The 14,089-nt window shown below is 67.7% G+C and carries 12 protein-coding genes; 6 read left to right on the forward strand and 6 right to left on the reverse strand.

What is annotated here, in order from left to right:
- Positions 1-305: 305 nt before the first annotated feature.
- A complete protein-coding gene (locus tag ACFWN1_RS06110; protein WP_384358701.1) occupies positions 306-1,751 on the forward strand; it encodes a CCA tRNA nucleotidyltransferase in 1,446 nt (481 codons plus the stop codon).
- A 54-nt stretch (positions 1,752-1,805) separates the two neighbouring features.
- Here ACFWN1_RS06110 and ACFWN1_RS06115 read toward each other — a convergent pair whose 3' ends face one another.
- From ACFWN1_RS06115 to ACFWN1_RS06125, 3 genes are all read right to left on the reverse strand, one after another.
- Positions 1,806-3,116: an MFS transporter gene (locus tag ACFWN1_RS06115; RefSeq protein ID WP_384358703.1), complete on the reverse strand. Its 1,311-nt coding sequence runs from the start codon at positions 3,114-3,116 to the stop codon at positions 1,806-1,808.
- 93 nt (positions 3,117-3,209) lie between these two features.
- Complete coding sequence (locus tag ACFWN1_RS06120) at positions 3,210-4,292, reverse strand: inositol-3-phosphate synthase (RefSeq protein ID WP_384358705.1); 1,083 nt, start codon at positions 4,290-4,292, stop codon at positions 3,210-3,212.
- Between the two features lie 43 nt (positions 4,293-4,335).
- Complete coding sequence (locus tag ACFWN1_RS06125; RefSeq protein ID WP_384358707.1) at positions 4,336-5,019, reverse strand: helix-turn-helix transcriptional regulator; 684 nt, start codon at positions 5,017-5,019, stop codon at positions 4,336-4,338.
- Positions 5,020-5,382: 363 nt separating this feature from the next.
- Here ACFWN1_RS06125 and ACFWN1_RS06130 point away from each other — a divergent pair, with 363 nt between their 5' ends.
- Both ACFWN1_RS06130 and ACFWN1_RS06135 read left to right on the forward strand, forming a co-directional pair.
- The gene (locus tag ACFWN1_RS06130) at positions 5,383-8,034 is read left to right on the forward strand and encodes a transglycosylase domain-containing protein (protein WP_384358709.1); all 2,652 of its coding nucleotides are present in this window, start codon (positions 5,383-5,385) and stop codon (positions 8,032-8,034) included.
- A gap of 126 nt (positions 8,035-8,160) precedes the next feature.
- Positions 8,161-9,666 (forward strand): glycosyltransferase family 87 protein, encoded by a 1,506-nt coding sequence (locus ACFWN1_RS06135; protein ID WP_384358711.1) that lies wholly within the window; start codon positions 8,161-8,163, stop codon positions 9,664-9,666.
- Positions 9,667-9,785: 119 nt separating this feature from the next.
- On the opposite strand, the gene ACFWN1_RS06140 is transcribed toward ACFWN1_RS06135, so the two are convergent.
- The 3 genes from ACFWN1_RS06140 to ACFWN1_RS06150 all read right to left on the reverse strand — a co-directional run bounded on the left by ACFWN1_RS06140 (position 9,786) and on the right by ACFWN1_RS06150 (position 12,575).
- Positions 9,786-10,817, reverse strand: a complete 1,032-nt coding sequence (locus tag ACFWN1_RS06140; protein ID WP_384358713.1) for an alanine racemase — start codon at positions 10,815-10,817, stop codon at positions 9,786-9,788.
- A gap of 136 nt (positions 10,818-10,953) precedes the next feature.
- On the reverse strand, positions 10,954-12,075 hold the full coding sequence (locus ACFWN1_RS06145; protein ID WP_384358715.1) for a lipid II:glycine glycyltransferase FemX: 1,122 nt from the start codon (positions 12,073-12,075) through the stop codon (positions 10,954-10,956).
- A 182-nt stretch (positions 12,076-12,257) separates the two neighbouring features.
- On the reverse strand, positions 12,258-12,575 hold the full coding sequence (locus ACFWN1_RS06150) for a hypothetical protein (RefSeq protein ID WP_384358717.1): 318 nt from the start codon (positions 12,573-12,575) through the stop codon (positions 12,258-12,260).
- A 275-nt stretch (positions 12,576-12,850) separates the two neighbouring features.
- Here ACFWN1_RS06150 and rpsF point away from each other — a divergent pair, with 275 nt between their 5' ends.
- The 3 genes from rpsF to rpsR all read left to right on the forward strand — a co-directional run bounded on the left by rpsF (position 12,851) and on the right by rpsR (position 14,088).
- The gene (gene rpsF, locus ACFWN1_RS06155) at positions 12,851-13,141 is read left to right on the forward strand and encodes a 30S ribosomal protein S6 (protein ID WP_003975025.1); all 291 of its coding nucleotides are present in this window, start codon (positions 12,851-12,853) and stop codon (positions 13,139-13,141) included.
- 78 nt (positions 13,142-13,219) lie between these two features.
- Positions 13,220-13,810: a single-stranded DNA-binding protein gene (locus tag ACFWN1_RS06160; protein WP_384358719.1), complete on the forward strand. Its 591-nt coding sequence runs from the start codon at positions 13,220-13,222 to the stop codon at positions 13,808-13,810.
- Between the two features lie 41 nt (positions 13,811-13,851).
- A complete protein-coding gene (gene rpsR, locus ACFWN1_RS06165; protein WP_003949403.1) occupies positions 13,852-14,088 on the forward strand; it encodes a 30S ribosomal protein S18 in 237 nt (78 codons plus the stop codon).
- Position 14,089: the final 1 nt, after the last annotated feature.

Raw genomic sequence — 14,089 nt, forward strand, 5'->3', positions numbered from 1 at the left:
GGGCAGGAGAGGCACCGGGCCCCTGGAATTCAGCCGCGTCGGCCACGCGCTAGCCCGTCCCTCGTCGTCGTCGTCAGTGGTCGTCGGAATGTGCGTCCCCGCATGGTAACGATGACCGCTGTGATGAGGTGCCACGGACCGTTCCCCAAGATCGTCCCGGTGCGGCTTCCTGTCCTCTATGTCCATTAACGGCCGAAGAGTCGGTGTCCGCCGCCAGGGAGCCCTTGTGGGCGTATGGCAGACAGCCTTCGTGCCGCTCAAATGGGTGCGGTCCTGGTCGGCCGGGCCACGTACTCTCTTCTGTTGTGCCGAACCCCAACGATGACAATCCCGCTGCCCTCAGCCAGGTGCAGCAGCGCGCGGTGAGCGAGCTGCTGCGGGTGGCTCCCGTCGCCGACGACCTCGCCCGCAGTTTCCAGGAGGCCGGGTTCTCGCTCGCCCTGGTCGGCGGCTCGGTTCGTGACGCGCTGCTCGGCCGGCTGGGGAACGACCTGGACTTCACGACCGACGCCCGCCCCGAGGACGTGCTGCGGATCGTCCGGCCCTGGGCGGACGCGGTCTGGGAGGTCGGGATCGCTTTCGGCACGGTGGGTGTCCAGAAGGACGGCTACCAGATCGAGGTCACCACCTACCGGTCGGAGACGTACGACCGCACCTCGCGCAAGCCCGAGGTGTCGTACGGAGACTCCATCGAGGAGGACCTGGTCCGGCGCGACTTCACGGTCAACGCGATGGCCGTGGCCCTGCCGGAGAAGGAGTTCATCGACCCGCACGGCGGCCTGGAGGACCTCGCGGCACGGGTGCTGCGCACCCCCGGCACACCCGAGGAGTCGTTCTCCGACGACCCGCTGCGCATGATGCGAGCCGCACGGTTCGCCGCCCAGCTGGACTTCGAGGTGGACCCGGCGGTCGTCACGGCGATGACCGGGATGTCCGCGCGAATCGAGATCGTGTCGGCAGAGCGAGTCCGGGACGAGCTGAACAAGCTGCTGCTCTCCGCGTACCCGCGCACGGGACTCACCCTGCTGGTCGACACCGGACTCGCGGCCCACGTCCTGCCGGAGCTTCCGGCGCTCCGGCTTGAGCGTGACGAGCACCGTCGCCACAAGGATGTCTACGACCACTCGCTCATCGTCCTGGAGCAGGCGATCGACCTGGAGGAGAACGGCCCGGACCTCACACTCCGGCTCGCCGCACTGCTGCACGACGTCGGCAAGCCGCGTACGCGTCGCTTCGAGTCGGACGGCCGGGTCTCGTTCCACCACCATGAAGTGGTCGGCGCCAAGATGACCAAGAAGCGCATGACGGCTCTGAAGTACTCCAATGAGCTGGTGAAGGACGTCTCGCGCCTGGTCGAGCTGCACCTGCGCTTCCACGGTTACGGTGCCGGGGAGTGGACGGACTCCGCCGTCCGGCGTTATGTCCGCGACGCCGGTCCGCTGCTGGATCGGCTGCACAAGCTGACCCGCTCGGACTGCACCACGCGGAACAAGCGCAAGGCGACCACGCTGTCCCGCGCCTATGACGGGCTGGAGACACGCATCGCCGAGCTTCAGGAGCAGGAGGAGCTGGACTCCATCCGCCCCGATCTCGACGGCAACGAGATCATGAAGATCCTAGGTGTCGGCCCTGGTCCCGTCATCGGTCAGGCGTACAAGCAGATGCTGGAGCTGCGCCTGGAGTACGGCCCGATGGAGCATGACGCGGCGGCCGCGGCCCTTCAGGCGTGGTGGGCGCAGCAGCAGGACTGAGGGGCTCCGCAGATGTGTTTCACGTGAAACATGACTCGGTGGTGATGTGGTGGCTCAGCGGTGGGGTGGTGTTTCACGTGAAACACCACCATTCGCGCTGTGCCACCGCCACTCGCAGCGACCCATGGCCATGGCGACGACGCCGTAAAGCGAAGCCACGAGGATCACCAGCAGCGCCGACCGGCCGTCCGGCGGGAGCATCAGGGCAGCCACTCCGGCGGCGCCGACGAAGGCGACGTTGAAGAGGACGTCGTAGAGAGAGAAGATCCGGCCCCGGAAGCGGTCCTCGACCGATGCCTGGACGATCGTGTCCGTGGCGATCTTGGCGCCCTGGGTGACCAGGCCCAGCATGAACGCCGCCATCAACAGCGGGACCGTGGCGAACGGGAGGCCGAGCGCGGGCAGCAGGAGGGCGGCGGAGCCCGCACAGACCGCGATCCACCGCCCGGCACCGAGACGTCCCGCACTCCACGGGGTCAGCACGGCGGCCGCGAAGAACCCCGTGCCGGACACCGCCAGCACCAGCCCCAGCAGCCGGAGCCCTTCCTGCGGGGTGGTGGAGAGGCCGTACCGGCACAGCATGAGCAGCAGGACCAGCAGTGCTCCGTAGCAGAAACGCATGCAGGTCATCGCCGTGAGCGCCCAGACGGCCTCCCTGCGTCGTGGCTCGCCCAGGTACCGCACGGCCGCGAGGAGGCCGCGCGCCGTGTCGGCGAGGACGGTGCCCAGCCGGGGCAGTACCGGTGGCCGGTCGGGACCGAGCAGGGCGGGGGCCATGGTCAGGGCGGTCAGGGCCGCGCACAGATACAGCAGTGCGCCGAGCAGGACCACCGCCGCATCCGAGTCCGACACCGTGAAGCGCACACCGAAGGCCAAGGCGGCGCCGAGAGTCGCGGCCAGAGTTCCGGCGGTCGGGCACAGGGAGTTGGCCAGCACCAGTCGCTCGGTGTCGACCACCCGTGGAAGCGCCGCCGAGAGTCCCGCCAGTACGAACCGGTTGACTGCCGTGACGCACAACGCGGCGGCGTAGAACAGCCGGTCGGGCGCATGCACGGTTATCAGTACGGCGGTGGCGGCTGCCAGCAGGGCGCGCAGCACATTTCCATGGACGAAGACCTGACGCCGTCGCCAGCGGTCCAGCAGCACCCCCGCGAAGGGCCCGACCAGCGAATAGGGCAGCAGCAGGACCGCCATGGCGGAGGCGATCGCCGACGCCGAGGTCTGCTTCTCGGGGGAGAAGACGACATACGAGGCGAGCGCGATCTGGTAGACGCCGTCCGAGCCCTGGGAGAGCAGCCGGACGTACAGCAGGCGCCGGAAGTCCCGCGCGCGCAGCAGCAGGCGCAGATCACGGACGACGGGCATGGGCACAGCCTCACACATGCGGAAGGTCCCCGGGGTCGGCAGACCCCGGGGACCTTCACAGCCCTGGCAGGAGCGTTCTCGTGCGAGCGGCGGTCAGCGCTCGACGTCGCCGCGGATGAACTTCTCGACGTTCTCGCGGGCCTCGTCGTCGAAGTACTGGACCGGCGGGGACTTCATGAAGTACGAGGACGCCGACAGGATCGGGCCGCCGACGCCGCGGTCCTTGGCGATCTTCGCGGCACGCAGGGCGTCGATGATGACACCGGCGGAGTTCGGGGAGTCCCAGACCTCCAGCTTGTACTCGAGGTTCAGCGGGACGTCGCCGAACGCACGGCCCTCCAGGCGGACGTAGGCCCACTTGCGGTCGTCCAGCCACGCCACATAGTCGGACGGGCCGATGTGGACGTTCTTCTCGCCGAGGTCCCGATCAGGAATCTGGGAGGTGACGGCCTGCGTCTTGGAGATCTTCTTGGACTCCAGGCGCTCGCGCTCGAGCATGTTCTTGAAGTCCATGTTGCCGCCGACGTTCAGCTGCATGGTGCGGTCCAGGATCACACCGCGGTCCTCGAACAGCTTCGCCATCACGCGGTGCGTGATGGTGGCACCGACCTGCGACTTGATGTCGTCACCGACGATCGGCACGCCGGCCTCGGTGAACTTGTCCGCCCACTCCTTGGTGCCGGCGATGAAGACCGGAAGGGCGTTGACGAAGGCGACCTTGGCGTCGATGGCGCACTGGGCGTAGTACTTCGCCGCGTCCTCGGAACCCACGGGCAGGTAGCAGACCAGAACGTCGACCTGCTTGTCCTTCAGGACCCGCACGATGTCGACCGGCTCGGCGTCCGACTCCTCGATGGTCTCGCGGTAGTACTTGCCGAGACCGTCGAGGGTGTGGCCGCGCTGGACGGTGACACCGCTGGAGGGCACGTCGCAGATCTTGATGGTGTTGTTCTCGGAGGCGCCGATGGCGTCCGTGAGATCGAGGCCGACCTTCTTGGCGTCCACGTCGAAGGCCGCGACGAACTCGACGTCCCGCACGTGGTAGTCGCCGAACTGGACGTGCATCAGGCCGGGCACCTTGGCCGCCGGGTCGGCGTCCTTGTAGTACTCGACTCCCTGAACCAGCGACGCGGCGCAGTTGCCGACACCGACGATGGCTACGCGAACCGAACCCATTCCGGTTGCTCCCTGTGTGTACGAGTGAGGCCCTGACGGACCATCACGTGGCGGTGTCGCCGGACGTATCCGTCCCCGGAAGATCCCCGGGACGGGGCAGGCCGCCCGTCGATCCAGATGTGTTGTCCTGCTGAGCGGTTTCGCCGGACTCGGGACCCTTCCGGTCCCGTCCGGCCCGCTCGCTCTCGATGAGCTCGTTCAGCCAGCGCACTTCGCGCTCCACGGACTCCATTCCGTGGCGCTGGAGCTCGAGCGTGTAGTCGTCGAGGCGCTCCCGCGTGCGTGCCAGGGAGGCGCGCATCTTCTCCAGGCGCTCCTCCAGGCGGCTGCGCCGGCCCTCCAGCACGCGCATGCGCACATCGCGTGAGGTCTGCCCGAAGAAGGCGAACCGGGCAGCGAAGTGCTCGTCCTCGTATGCGTCGGGGCCGGTCTGCGACAGGAGTTCCTCGAAGTGCTCCTTACCTTCGGCCGTCAACCGATAGACGATCTTCGCGCGGCGTCCGGTGAGAGGGGCGGCCAGAGCGTCTTCATGGGTGTTGCCCGGTTCCTCGATCAACCAGCCGTTGGTGACCAGCGTTTTGAGGCAGGGATAGAGCGTTCCGTAGCTGAACGCCCGGAACACACCCAGGGACGTGTTGAGTCGCTTGCGCAGCTCATAGCCGTGCATCGGCGACTCGCGCAGCAGCCCGAGCACGGCGAACTCGAGGATGCCGGAACGACGGCTCATGATCGCCTCCTCTCGGTGCACAGCGCGTTTATCTCGCTCTGATGTATCGACTCGATACATCATGACGATAGAACGCCCCCCGGCGTGCGACAAGAGGGGCGATGGTGAACGGGATCACATCACCGATTCACACGAGGCAAGTTGCCTGTTTTGGGGTGAACTTCGGGACTCAGAGGTTTTGGCGGTGCGTAGTCTGTGCGGCATGCACAACACCGGGAACCAAGGGGCGCTTGGGGAGCGTCATGATCCTCGGTGCGGTACGGGTGAATGCAGCAACGACCGCATCCGTACTTCGGGGGGACCGGAAACCAGTCGCTGTTTCCAGGCGCGCACGGATGCGCCTGCCCGAGGAGTAATCGTTCGATGAGCGAGCACCGTCGCAAACCGCCGCAGCCGCAGGGAGGCGGACGTGCCGCGGCCCGACGCGGCCAGTCCGGCCCGCCCTCCGGCCGCTCCGCGGCACCGCGAGGCGCCAACGGGGCCTCTTCCGACTCCTACGGGTCTGGTTCCCATGGACCGGACTCCTACGGCTCTGGGGGTGAGGGGCGTGATTACGGCGGCCGTGCCGAGGCGCGTCGGGCCGCCCAGAGAGGCGGCGGCCGTCGCCGGGGCGCCGACAACGCTTCCTCGGGCAGCGGCCGGGGCCATGACCCGGGACCGCCCGGCAAGCCCCGGTTCATCGACTATCCCCGCGTGGGCAAGGACGGCTGGCGCCGCTGGGTGCCCTCCTGGCGACTGGTCACGGGCCTTAGTATCGGGTTCGTCGGCAGCATGGTCGTCCTGGCCGGCGTGGGCTACGCGCTGGTCCGCATCCCCAGCGAGAACGACGCCGCAAAGTCGCAGAACAACGTCTACTACTGGGGCGACGGAACCCAGATGGTGGCCACGGGCACCGGTGTGAACCGGCAGAATCTCAAGATCGAGAACATCCCCAAGGCCATGCAGGACGCGGTGATCTCCGCGGAGAACAAGAGCTTCTACAAGGACTCGGGCGTCGACCCCATGGGTATCGCGCGGGCCCTGGCGAACATGGCGCGCGGTGGTCAGACCCAGGGTGGTTCCACGATCACCCAGCAGTTCGTCAAGAACACGTACCTCAGCCAGGACCAGACGCTCACCCGCAAGTTCACCGAGATGTTCATCTCCGTGAAGGTGGGCACACAGCTCAACAAGAACGAGATCATGCAGGGCTACCTGAACACCTCGTACTACGGGCGTGGCGCATACGGCATCCAGGCGGCCGCGCAGACGTACTACGGCAAGGACGCCAAGGATCTGTCCGCCAGCCAGTGCGCGGTTCTCGCCGCCCTGCTGAAGGGCCCCACGTACTACGACCCGGCAGGCAACGCGGATCTCGACAAGAACGCGACGCAGCAGGCGAACACCGCGCGCTCCCAGGGGCGCTGGCGCTGGATTCTCGATGAGATGCACAAGGACGGGCACCTCACCGACGCGCAGTACCAGCAGGCGGTCGGCAAGTACCCTCCGCCGCAGGGCCGCAAGGCGACCCGGGGCATGAGCGGCCAGATCAGCTACATGGTCGACACCGCGAAGAAGTACGTCCTGAACCACTCCACCATCACGGAGGCGAAGTTCGACCAGGGCGGCTATCAGATCTACACGACCTTCCAGAAGGCCAAGGTCGATGCCCTGACCGCGGCCGTGAAGAAGATCCAGAAGGCCCGGCTGAAGCCCGAGACCGAGAAGCTGGACAAGTACGTCCAGTTCGGCGCGGCCTCGGTGGTGCCCAACGACGGTGCGATCGTCGCCCTCTACGGCGGCGACGGCTACGAGAACGGCCACTTCACCAACAACGCCGACACCTCCGGCGTCCCGGTGGGCTCGACATGGAAGCCCTATGTACTGGCGGCGGCCATGCAGGACGGCACGTACAACTCCAACGGTCAGGGCATCTCCCCGTTGAGCAAGTACAACGGCAACGACCACCTCAAGGTCCGCCGGCCCGACGGCTCGTACTACCTGAACAAGGACAACTCGACCTTCTTCCAGGCCAACGAGAGCAAGTACCCCTGGGGTTACATCAGTCTGCGCAAGGCGATGGAGAAGTCGATCAACACCCCGTTCGTGCAGCTCGGTGTCGATGTCGGCATGTCGAAGGTCAGGGACATGGCCCGTTCCACCGGCATCCTGCAGACCAGCATGGCCAGGGATCTGAACCCGTCCTTCGCCATCGGTACCTCCACCCCGAGCGCGATCCGGATGGCGGACTCCTACGCGACGTTCGCGGCGTCCGGCAAACAGGCGGAGCCCTACTCGGTCACCGCGGTCAAGACGGACGGTCAGGACCTGCCGGGCTTCGCCAAGCCGAAGCCCAAGCAGGCGATGGACGCCAACATCGCCAACAACGTCACCGACGTGCTGCAGAACGTGATCCAGAACGGCACCGGCATAAACGCGCGAGCCCTAGGTCGCACGGCCGCCGGAAAGACGGGTACCACCGACGAGAACAAGTCGGCCTGGTTCGTCGGGTACACCCGGCAGCTCTCCACCTCGGTGGCGATGTTCCGTGAGAACCCCAAGGACCACAGGCTGCTGTCGATGAACGGCACGGCTGGCACGGACTCCATCCATGGTGGTGACATCCCGACCTCGGTCTGGACGGAGTACATGCTGGCCGCGCTGAAGGGCAAGAACGACCCGGGCTTCCCGGACGCGATCAAGATCGGCAAGATCCACAACGAGTCCGGCGCTCCGACGCCGACGCCGACGCCGACGCCGAGCGTCACGCCCACCCCGACTCCCACCGAGGCCCCGAGCCCGTCGCCGAGTCAGACCACGACGCCCCCGCCGTCGCCCTCCCCGACCGAGACCTGCCGGTTCTTCTGCAACGACGTCGGTGGCACCGGTACCGGCCCTGGTGGCGTGGACGGCGGAGCCACTTCGTCGCCGTCCGATTCCACCTCACCCGGAGCCGGCAATGTCCGGGGCAACACCAACGCCGGAGCGGGCGGGAACGACGGCGGAGGCTTCTTCGGAGGCCAGGACGGACAGTAGGACCGTCTGCCCGATCAGCGGTCATTTCGACCGGCACGGGTGTTTCACGTGAAACGAGGGCCGTCGCACCCATCAGGTGCGGCGGCCCTCGGCGTTTCACCGAGCGAGTACGGCAGGATGTGCCCCATGCCCAGTGCAGAGACGACGCCCGCGCGTGTGCGTGAACCGGAGACGGTACGACCGACGCGGGAGGACGACATCGCCGCGGCCGGCAGCGAGCTGATCGGCGGCCCCCTCGGGCGACGCGCCCTGACCGGCATGTCCTGGTGGACGCCGGTCCGGGTCGTCGCGCTCGTGGCGATCAGCATGTTCGCTCTCGGACTCGTCCAGAAGGCGCCCTGCTACGACGGTGCCTGGTTCTTCGGCGCCAGCTCGCAGTACACGCACGCCTGCTACTCGGACATCCCCCACCTCTTTCAGGGGCGGGGCTTCGCCGACGGGCTCGTGCCGTACTTCGACAAGCTGCCCGGCGACATGGACTACCTCGAGTACCCGGTGCTGACCGGGGTGTTCATGGAGGCCGCCTCCTGGCTCACGCCGGGCAGCGGGAGCATCCAGCGGCAGGAGCAGTGGTACTGGTTCGTCAACGCCGGGATGCTGATGGTCTGCGCGGCCGTCATCGCCGTCAGCGTCAGCCGGACCCACCGCCGCCGTCCCTGGGACGGACTGCTCCTCGCCCTCGCGCCCGCTTTCGTGCTGACCGCCACCATCAACTGGGACCTCCTCGCGGTGGCTCTGACGGCCGCCGCGATGCTGATGTGGTCGCGTGGCCGCGCGGTCGCCTTCGGTGTGCTCCTGGGCCTTGCCACGGCCGCCAAGCTCTATCCCCTCGTCCTGCTCGGCCCGCTGCTGGTCCTGTGCTGGCGGGCGGGCAAGTGGCGGGAGTTCTTCCAGGCGGTCGCCGGCGCGGCGGGCGCCTGGCTCGTGGTGAACCTGCCGGTGATGCTGTTCGCCTTCGAGGGCTGGTCGAAGTTCTACCGGTTCAGCCATGACCGGGGCATCGACTTCGGCTCGTTCTGGCTGATCTGGTCGCAGAACTCCGGCCACCCGCCGAGCATCGATTTCGTGAACACCACCGCCAGTGCCCTGGTGGTGGTGTCCTTCCTCGGCATCGCGGCACTGACGTTCACCGCACCGCGCCGGCCGCGCTTCGCCCAGCTGGCCTTCCTGATGGTGGCGGCCTTCGTGCTCACCAACAAGGTCTACTCCCCCCAGTACGTGCTGTGGCTGGTGCCGCTGGCGGTCCTCGCCCGGCCCAAGTGGCGGGACTTCCTGATCTGGCAGGCGTGCGAGGTGGCGTACTTCCTCGGCATCTGGCTGTACCTCGCGTACACGACCAGCGGAGACGCGCACAAGGGACTGCCCACCGAGGGCTACCACTGGGCGATCGCCCTGCACCTGCTGGGCACGCTGTACCTGTGCGCCGTCGTGGTGCGGGACATCCTCCGGCCGGAGCGCGACGTGGTGCGACGGTCCGGGGACGACGATCCCTCAGGGGGTGTGCTCGACGGTGCGCCCGACCACTTCGTCCTGTGCGGACTCCGGCACCCGGAGCCCGACGCGCCCGAGGAGTCGTCCCGGACGGACTGGGGCGGGCCGGACCCACTGCCCCACGAGAAGCGTTCGCTCTGAGCGAACGGGCTTCGCGGTCATCAGGACGCGGACAGGGACGGGATGCGGGAAAGGCCGTGCACGACACTTCGTGCACGGCCTTCTCATTCGTCTCGGCCCGGCCGAACGGTCCCGGGGTCCTAGCGGTCCACGATCCGGTCGAACGTCGTGGTGGTGTGCCGCAGGTGGGCCACCAGCTCGTCGCCCACCTTCGGCTCGGGAGCGTCGGAGGGGACGAAAAGGATCGACACCTGCATGTGCGGCGGCTCGGCGAACCAGCGCTGCTTGCCGCCCCACACGAACGGCGCGAGGTTGCGGTTCACCGTGGCGAGGCCGGCCCGCGCCACGCCCTTGGCGCGCGGCATGACGCCGTGCAGTGCCTTCGGGGCCTCCAGGCCCACCCCGTGCGACGTACCGCCCGCGACGACCACCAGGAAGCCGTCCGAGGCCGCCTTCTGCTGCCGGTAGCCGAAGCGGTCGCCCTTGGTCACCTTCGTGACGTCCAGGACGGCTCCCCGGTACTCGGTCGCGTCGTGGTCGCCCAGCCAGAGCCGGGTGCCGATCCGGGCCCGGAAGCGGGTCTGCGGGAACTGCTGCTGAAGCCGGGCCAGTTCATCGGCCTTGAGATGGCTGACGAACATCGTGTGCAGCGGCAGCCGGGCCGCGCGCAGCCGGTCCATCCACCCGATGACCTCCTCGACGGCGTCCGAGCCGTCGGTGCGGTCCAGCGGCAGATGGATGGCGAAACCCTCCAGCCGGACGTTCTCTATGGCCTGGTGAAGCTGCGGCAGATCCTGCTCGCTGATGCCGTGCCGCTTCATCGAGGACATCACCTCGATGACGACACGGGCACCCACCAGGCCGTACACACCGTCGACCGACGACACCGAGCGGACCACCCGGTCCGGCAGCGGCACCGGCTCCTCGCCGCGCCGGTACGGGGTCAGCACGAGCAGGTCGCCGCTGAACCAGTCCTTGATGCGCGCGGCCTCGTACGTGGTGCCGACGGCGAGCATGTCCGAGCCCAGCCGCGTCGCCTCCTCCGCGAGCCGTTCGTGGCCGAAGCCGTAACCGTTGCCCTTGCAGACCGGGACGAGTCCCGGGAACTGCTCCTGCACGTGCTTGTGGTGCGCACGCCAGCGCGCGGTGTCGACGTAGAGCGTGAGCGCCATGGCCGGACCCGGAACCTTTCTCGTGGCTGCGGTGGATTCAGAGGGAGGTTCCCCGCGCGGTGTGCGGGGACCGGTGGACGGTGAAGCCTTGTGAAGGCTATGGAACCAGAAGGCGGGGCGGGCGGCCGCCCGCCGGTCAGCGCCGCGACATGTAGATGTCGAGCGCCTTGTGCAGCAGCTTGTTCAGCGGGAAGTCCCATTCGCCGAGGTACTCGGCCGCCTGGCCGCCGGTACCGACCTTGAACTGGATCAGGCCGAACAGGTGGTCCGTCTCGTCCAGCGAGTCGGAGATGCCGCGCAGGTCGTAGACGGTGGCGCCGAGCGCGTAGGCGTCGCGCAGCATCCGCCACTGCATGGCGTTGGAGGGCCGGACCTCACGGCCGATGTTGTCGGAGGCGCCGTAGGAGTACCAGACGTGGCCGCCGACGATCAGCATGGTGGCCGCTGACAGGTTCACGCCGTTGTGACGGGCGAAGTACAGCCGCATCCGGTTGGGGTCCTCGGTGTTGAGGGCCGTCCACATGCGCTGGAAGTACGACAGGGGGCGCGGCCGGAAGTGGTCGCGCACCGCGGTGATCTCGTACAGCCGCTGCCACTCCTCCAGGTCCTGGTAACCGCCCTGGACGACCTCGACGCCGGCCTTCTCGGCCTTCTTGATGTTGCGGCGCCACAGCTGGTTGAACTGCCTGTGGACCTCTTCCAGTGAGCGGTTGGCCAGCGGCACCTGGAAGATGTAGCGCGGCTGCACATCGCCGAAGCCCGCGCCGCCGTCCTCGCCCTGCTGCCAGCCCATGCGGCGCAGCTTGTCGGCCACCTCGAAGGCGCGCGGCTCGATGAAGTCGGCCTCCATGTCGCGCAGCCGCTTCACGTCCGGGCTCTGGATGCCCTTCTTGATGGTCTCCGCGTTCCAGCGGCGAATGATCACCGGCGGGCCCATCTTGACCGAGAACGCGCCCTGTTGCTTGAGATGGGCCAGCATCGGCTGGAGCCAGTCCTCCAGGTTCGGCGAGAACCAGTTGATGACCGGGCCCTCGGGGAGATACGCGAGGTAGCGCTTGATCTTGGGCAACTGACGGTAGAGGACCATACCGGCGCCGACCATGTCACCGGTGCGCTCGTCGAACCAACCGAGGCTTTCCGAACGCCACTCCGCCTTCACATCGGCCCATGCCGGGACCTGCATGTGGCTGGCCGACGGCAGGCTCTGGATGTACGCCAGATGCTGCTCGCGGCTGATGGTCCTCAGGGTCAGACTCATGTCGGGGCGCTCCTCGGGCTGGGGTGTCCCCATGGGATCAGGGGCTCCGGCTCTCGCGCCGAAGCCTACTGCGCCCTGTGAGCGCCCCGAATAGGGCGTACAGCACCCGTGTTGCGGCCCGCTGGCGGGCCGGAACACTCGCCGGTGCCCGTGAGGTCGTCGTGGACGGCGGGCCGGTCGCGTCAGCTGCCGATGAGGCCCCCGAAGAGACCGCCGTTGGCCATGCCGATCAGGAAGCCGATGCCGGAGGCGCCGAGCCCCACGATCAGGCCGAAGCGTTCCCGCGTGGTGATCGAGACCCACTGTCCGTACGCGCCGGTGAGCAGGCCGACCAGGCCGGCCCAGGAGGCGACGAGGTGGAGCCCGCCCATGAAGCACGTGACGAAGGACAGCAGGCCCAGGACGAGCGTCACCACCGTCAGGGTGTCCTGGAGCGGATGGGGCTTGCCGTCGCTGGCGAAGAGGGAGCCGGCGCTGGTCGGTCGCAATGCCTGGGTCATGAGGCACCTCCTGCGGATCGCGGCGCACTGTAGCGCCCTACACACCCGATGTGTACAGATTGAGGGCTCCTGGGGCCGGATTTCAACCGGAAGCGGGTGGGCGGGTAGTGTGTAACGTCTGCACCGGTGTCTGTCCTGGCCCGTCGCGGCCCACTGTGGACGGTTCCTCGCGGAGCCTCCGACTGTCAGTGGTGGCCGATACCGTTGCGTACGCATCACGACCCTCCTGCCACGGAACGACCGTGGCCGCTGAGTCCAAAGGAGGTGGGTTCCACATGCGTCACTACGAGGTGATGGTCATCCTCGACCCCGATCTCGAGGAGCGTTCTGTCTCCCCGCTGATCGAGAACTTCCTCTCTGTCGTCCGCGATGGCGGCGGCAAGGTGGAAAAGGTCGACACCTGGGGCCGTCGTCGTCTCTCGTACGAGATCAAGAAGAAGCCCGAGGGCATCTACTCGGTCATCGACCTGCAGGCCGAGCCTGCGGTCGTCAAGGAGCTCGACCGCCAGATGAACCTGAACGAGTCGGTCCTCCGGACCAAGGTCCTCCGCCCCGAGATGCACTGAGCTCTCCCGCTCAGCTGATCTCGGGATTCGAGTAGCAGCAACCAAGCAGCCAGAGCAATCCCGCCGAGAGGTTCCCCCATGGCAGGCGAGACCGTCATCACGGTCATCGGCAATCTTGTCGACGACCCCGAGCTGCGCTTCACCCCCTCCGGTGCGGCGGTCGCAAAGTTCCGCGTCGCGTCCACTCCCCGCACCTTCGACCGTCAGACCAATGAGTGGAAGGACGGCGAGGGCCTGTTCCTGACCTGCTCGGTCTGGCGTCAGGCGGCGGAGAACGTCGCGGAGTCGCTCCAGCGAGGCATGCGCGTCATCGTGCAGGGCCGGCTGAAGCAGCGGTCCTACGAGGACCGCGAGGGCGTCAAGCGCACGGTCTACGAGCTGGACGTCGAGGAAGTCGGCCCCAGCCTGCGCAACGCGACGGCGAAGGTCACCAAGACCTCCGGCGGCGCCCGTAGCGGCGGCCAGGGCGGTTACGGCGGCGGTGGCAACCAGGGCCAGGGTGGCGGCGGCTGGGGCGGTGGCTCCGGCGGCAGCCAGGGCGGCTCCCAGGCCGACGACCCGTGGGCTTCCGGCGCTCCCGCCGGTGGCAGCCAGGGCGGCGGCTGGGGCGGTGGCTCCGGTTCCGGTTCCGGCGGCGGTGGCGGCTACTCGGACGAGCCCCCCTTCTAAGGGCTCGCATCCCCACTTCTTGATCACACAGGAGAAACACCATGGCGAAGCCGCCTGTGCGCAAGCCTAAGAAGAAGGTCTGCGCTTTCTGCAAGGACAAGGTCACGTACGTGGACTACAAGGACACGAACATGCTGCGGAAGTTCATTTCCGACCGCGGCAAGATCCGTGCCCGCCGCGTGACCGGCAACTGCACGCAGCACCAGCGTGACGTCGCCACGGCCGTCAAGAACAGCCGTGAGATGGCGCTGCTGCCCTACACGTCCACCGCGCGCTAAG

It is taken from the genome of Streptomyces sp. NPDC058459, assembly GCF_042721685.1.
Lineage (GTDB): Bacteria > Actinomycetota > Actinomycetes > Streptomycetales > Streptomycetaceae > Streptomyces.

Excerpts from the sequence above, each read along its gene's own strand:
- rpsF (WP_003975025.1), top strand. The coding sequence starts at position 12,851 with ATGCGTCACTACGAGGTGATGGTCATCCTCGACCCCGATCTCGAGGAG.
- ACFWN1_RS06125 (WP_384358707.1), bottom strand. The coding sequence starts at position 5,019 with ATGAGCCGTCGTTCCGGCATCCTCGAGTTCGCCGTGCTCGGGCTGCTG.
- rpsR (WP_003949403.1), top strand. The coding sequence starts at position 13,852 with ATGGCGAAGCCGCCTGTGCGCAAGCCTAAGAAGAAGGTCTGCGCTTTC.
- ACFWN1_RS06150 (WP_384358717.1), bottom strand. The coding sequence starts at position 12,575 with ATGACCCAGGCATTGCGACCGACCAGCGCCGGCTCCCTCTTCGCCAGC.
- ACFWN1_RS06120 (WP_384358705.1), bottom strand. The coding sequence starts at position 4,292 with ATGGGTTCGGTTCGCGTAGCCATCGTCGGTGTCGGCAACTGCGCCGCG.
- ACFWN1_RS06135 (WP_384358711.1), top strand. The coding sequence starts at position 8,161 with ATGCCCAGTGCAGAGACGACGCCCGCGCGTGTGCGTGAACCGGAGACG.
- ACFWN1_RS06160 (WP_384358719.1), top strand. The coding sequence starts at position 13,220 with ATGGCAGGCGAGACCGTCATCACGGTCATCGGCAATCTTGTCGACGAC.
- ACFWN1_RS06145 (WP_384358715.1), bottom strand. The coding sequence starts at position 12,075 with ATGAGTCTGACCCTGAGGACCATCAGCCGCGAGCAGCATCTGGCGTAC.
- ACFWN1_RS06140 (WP_384358713.1), bottom strand. The coding sequence starts at position 10,817 with ATGGCGCTCACGCTCTACGTCGACACCGCGCGCTGGCGTGCGCACCAC.
- ACFWN1_RS06115 (WP_384358703.1), bottom strand. The coding sequence starts at position 3,116 with ATGCCCGTCGTCCGTGATCTGCGCCTGCTGCTGCGCGCGCGGGACTTC.
- ACFWN1_RS06130 (WP_384358709.1), top strand. The coding sequence starts at position 5,383 with ATGAGCGAGCACCGTCGCAAACCGCCGCAGCCGCAGGGAGGCGGACGT.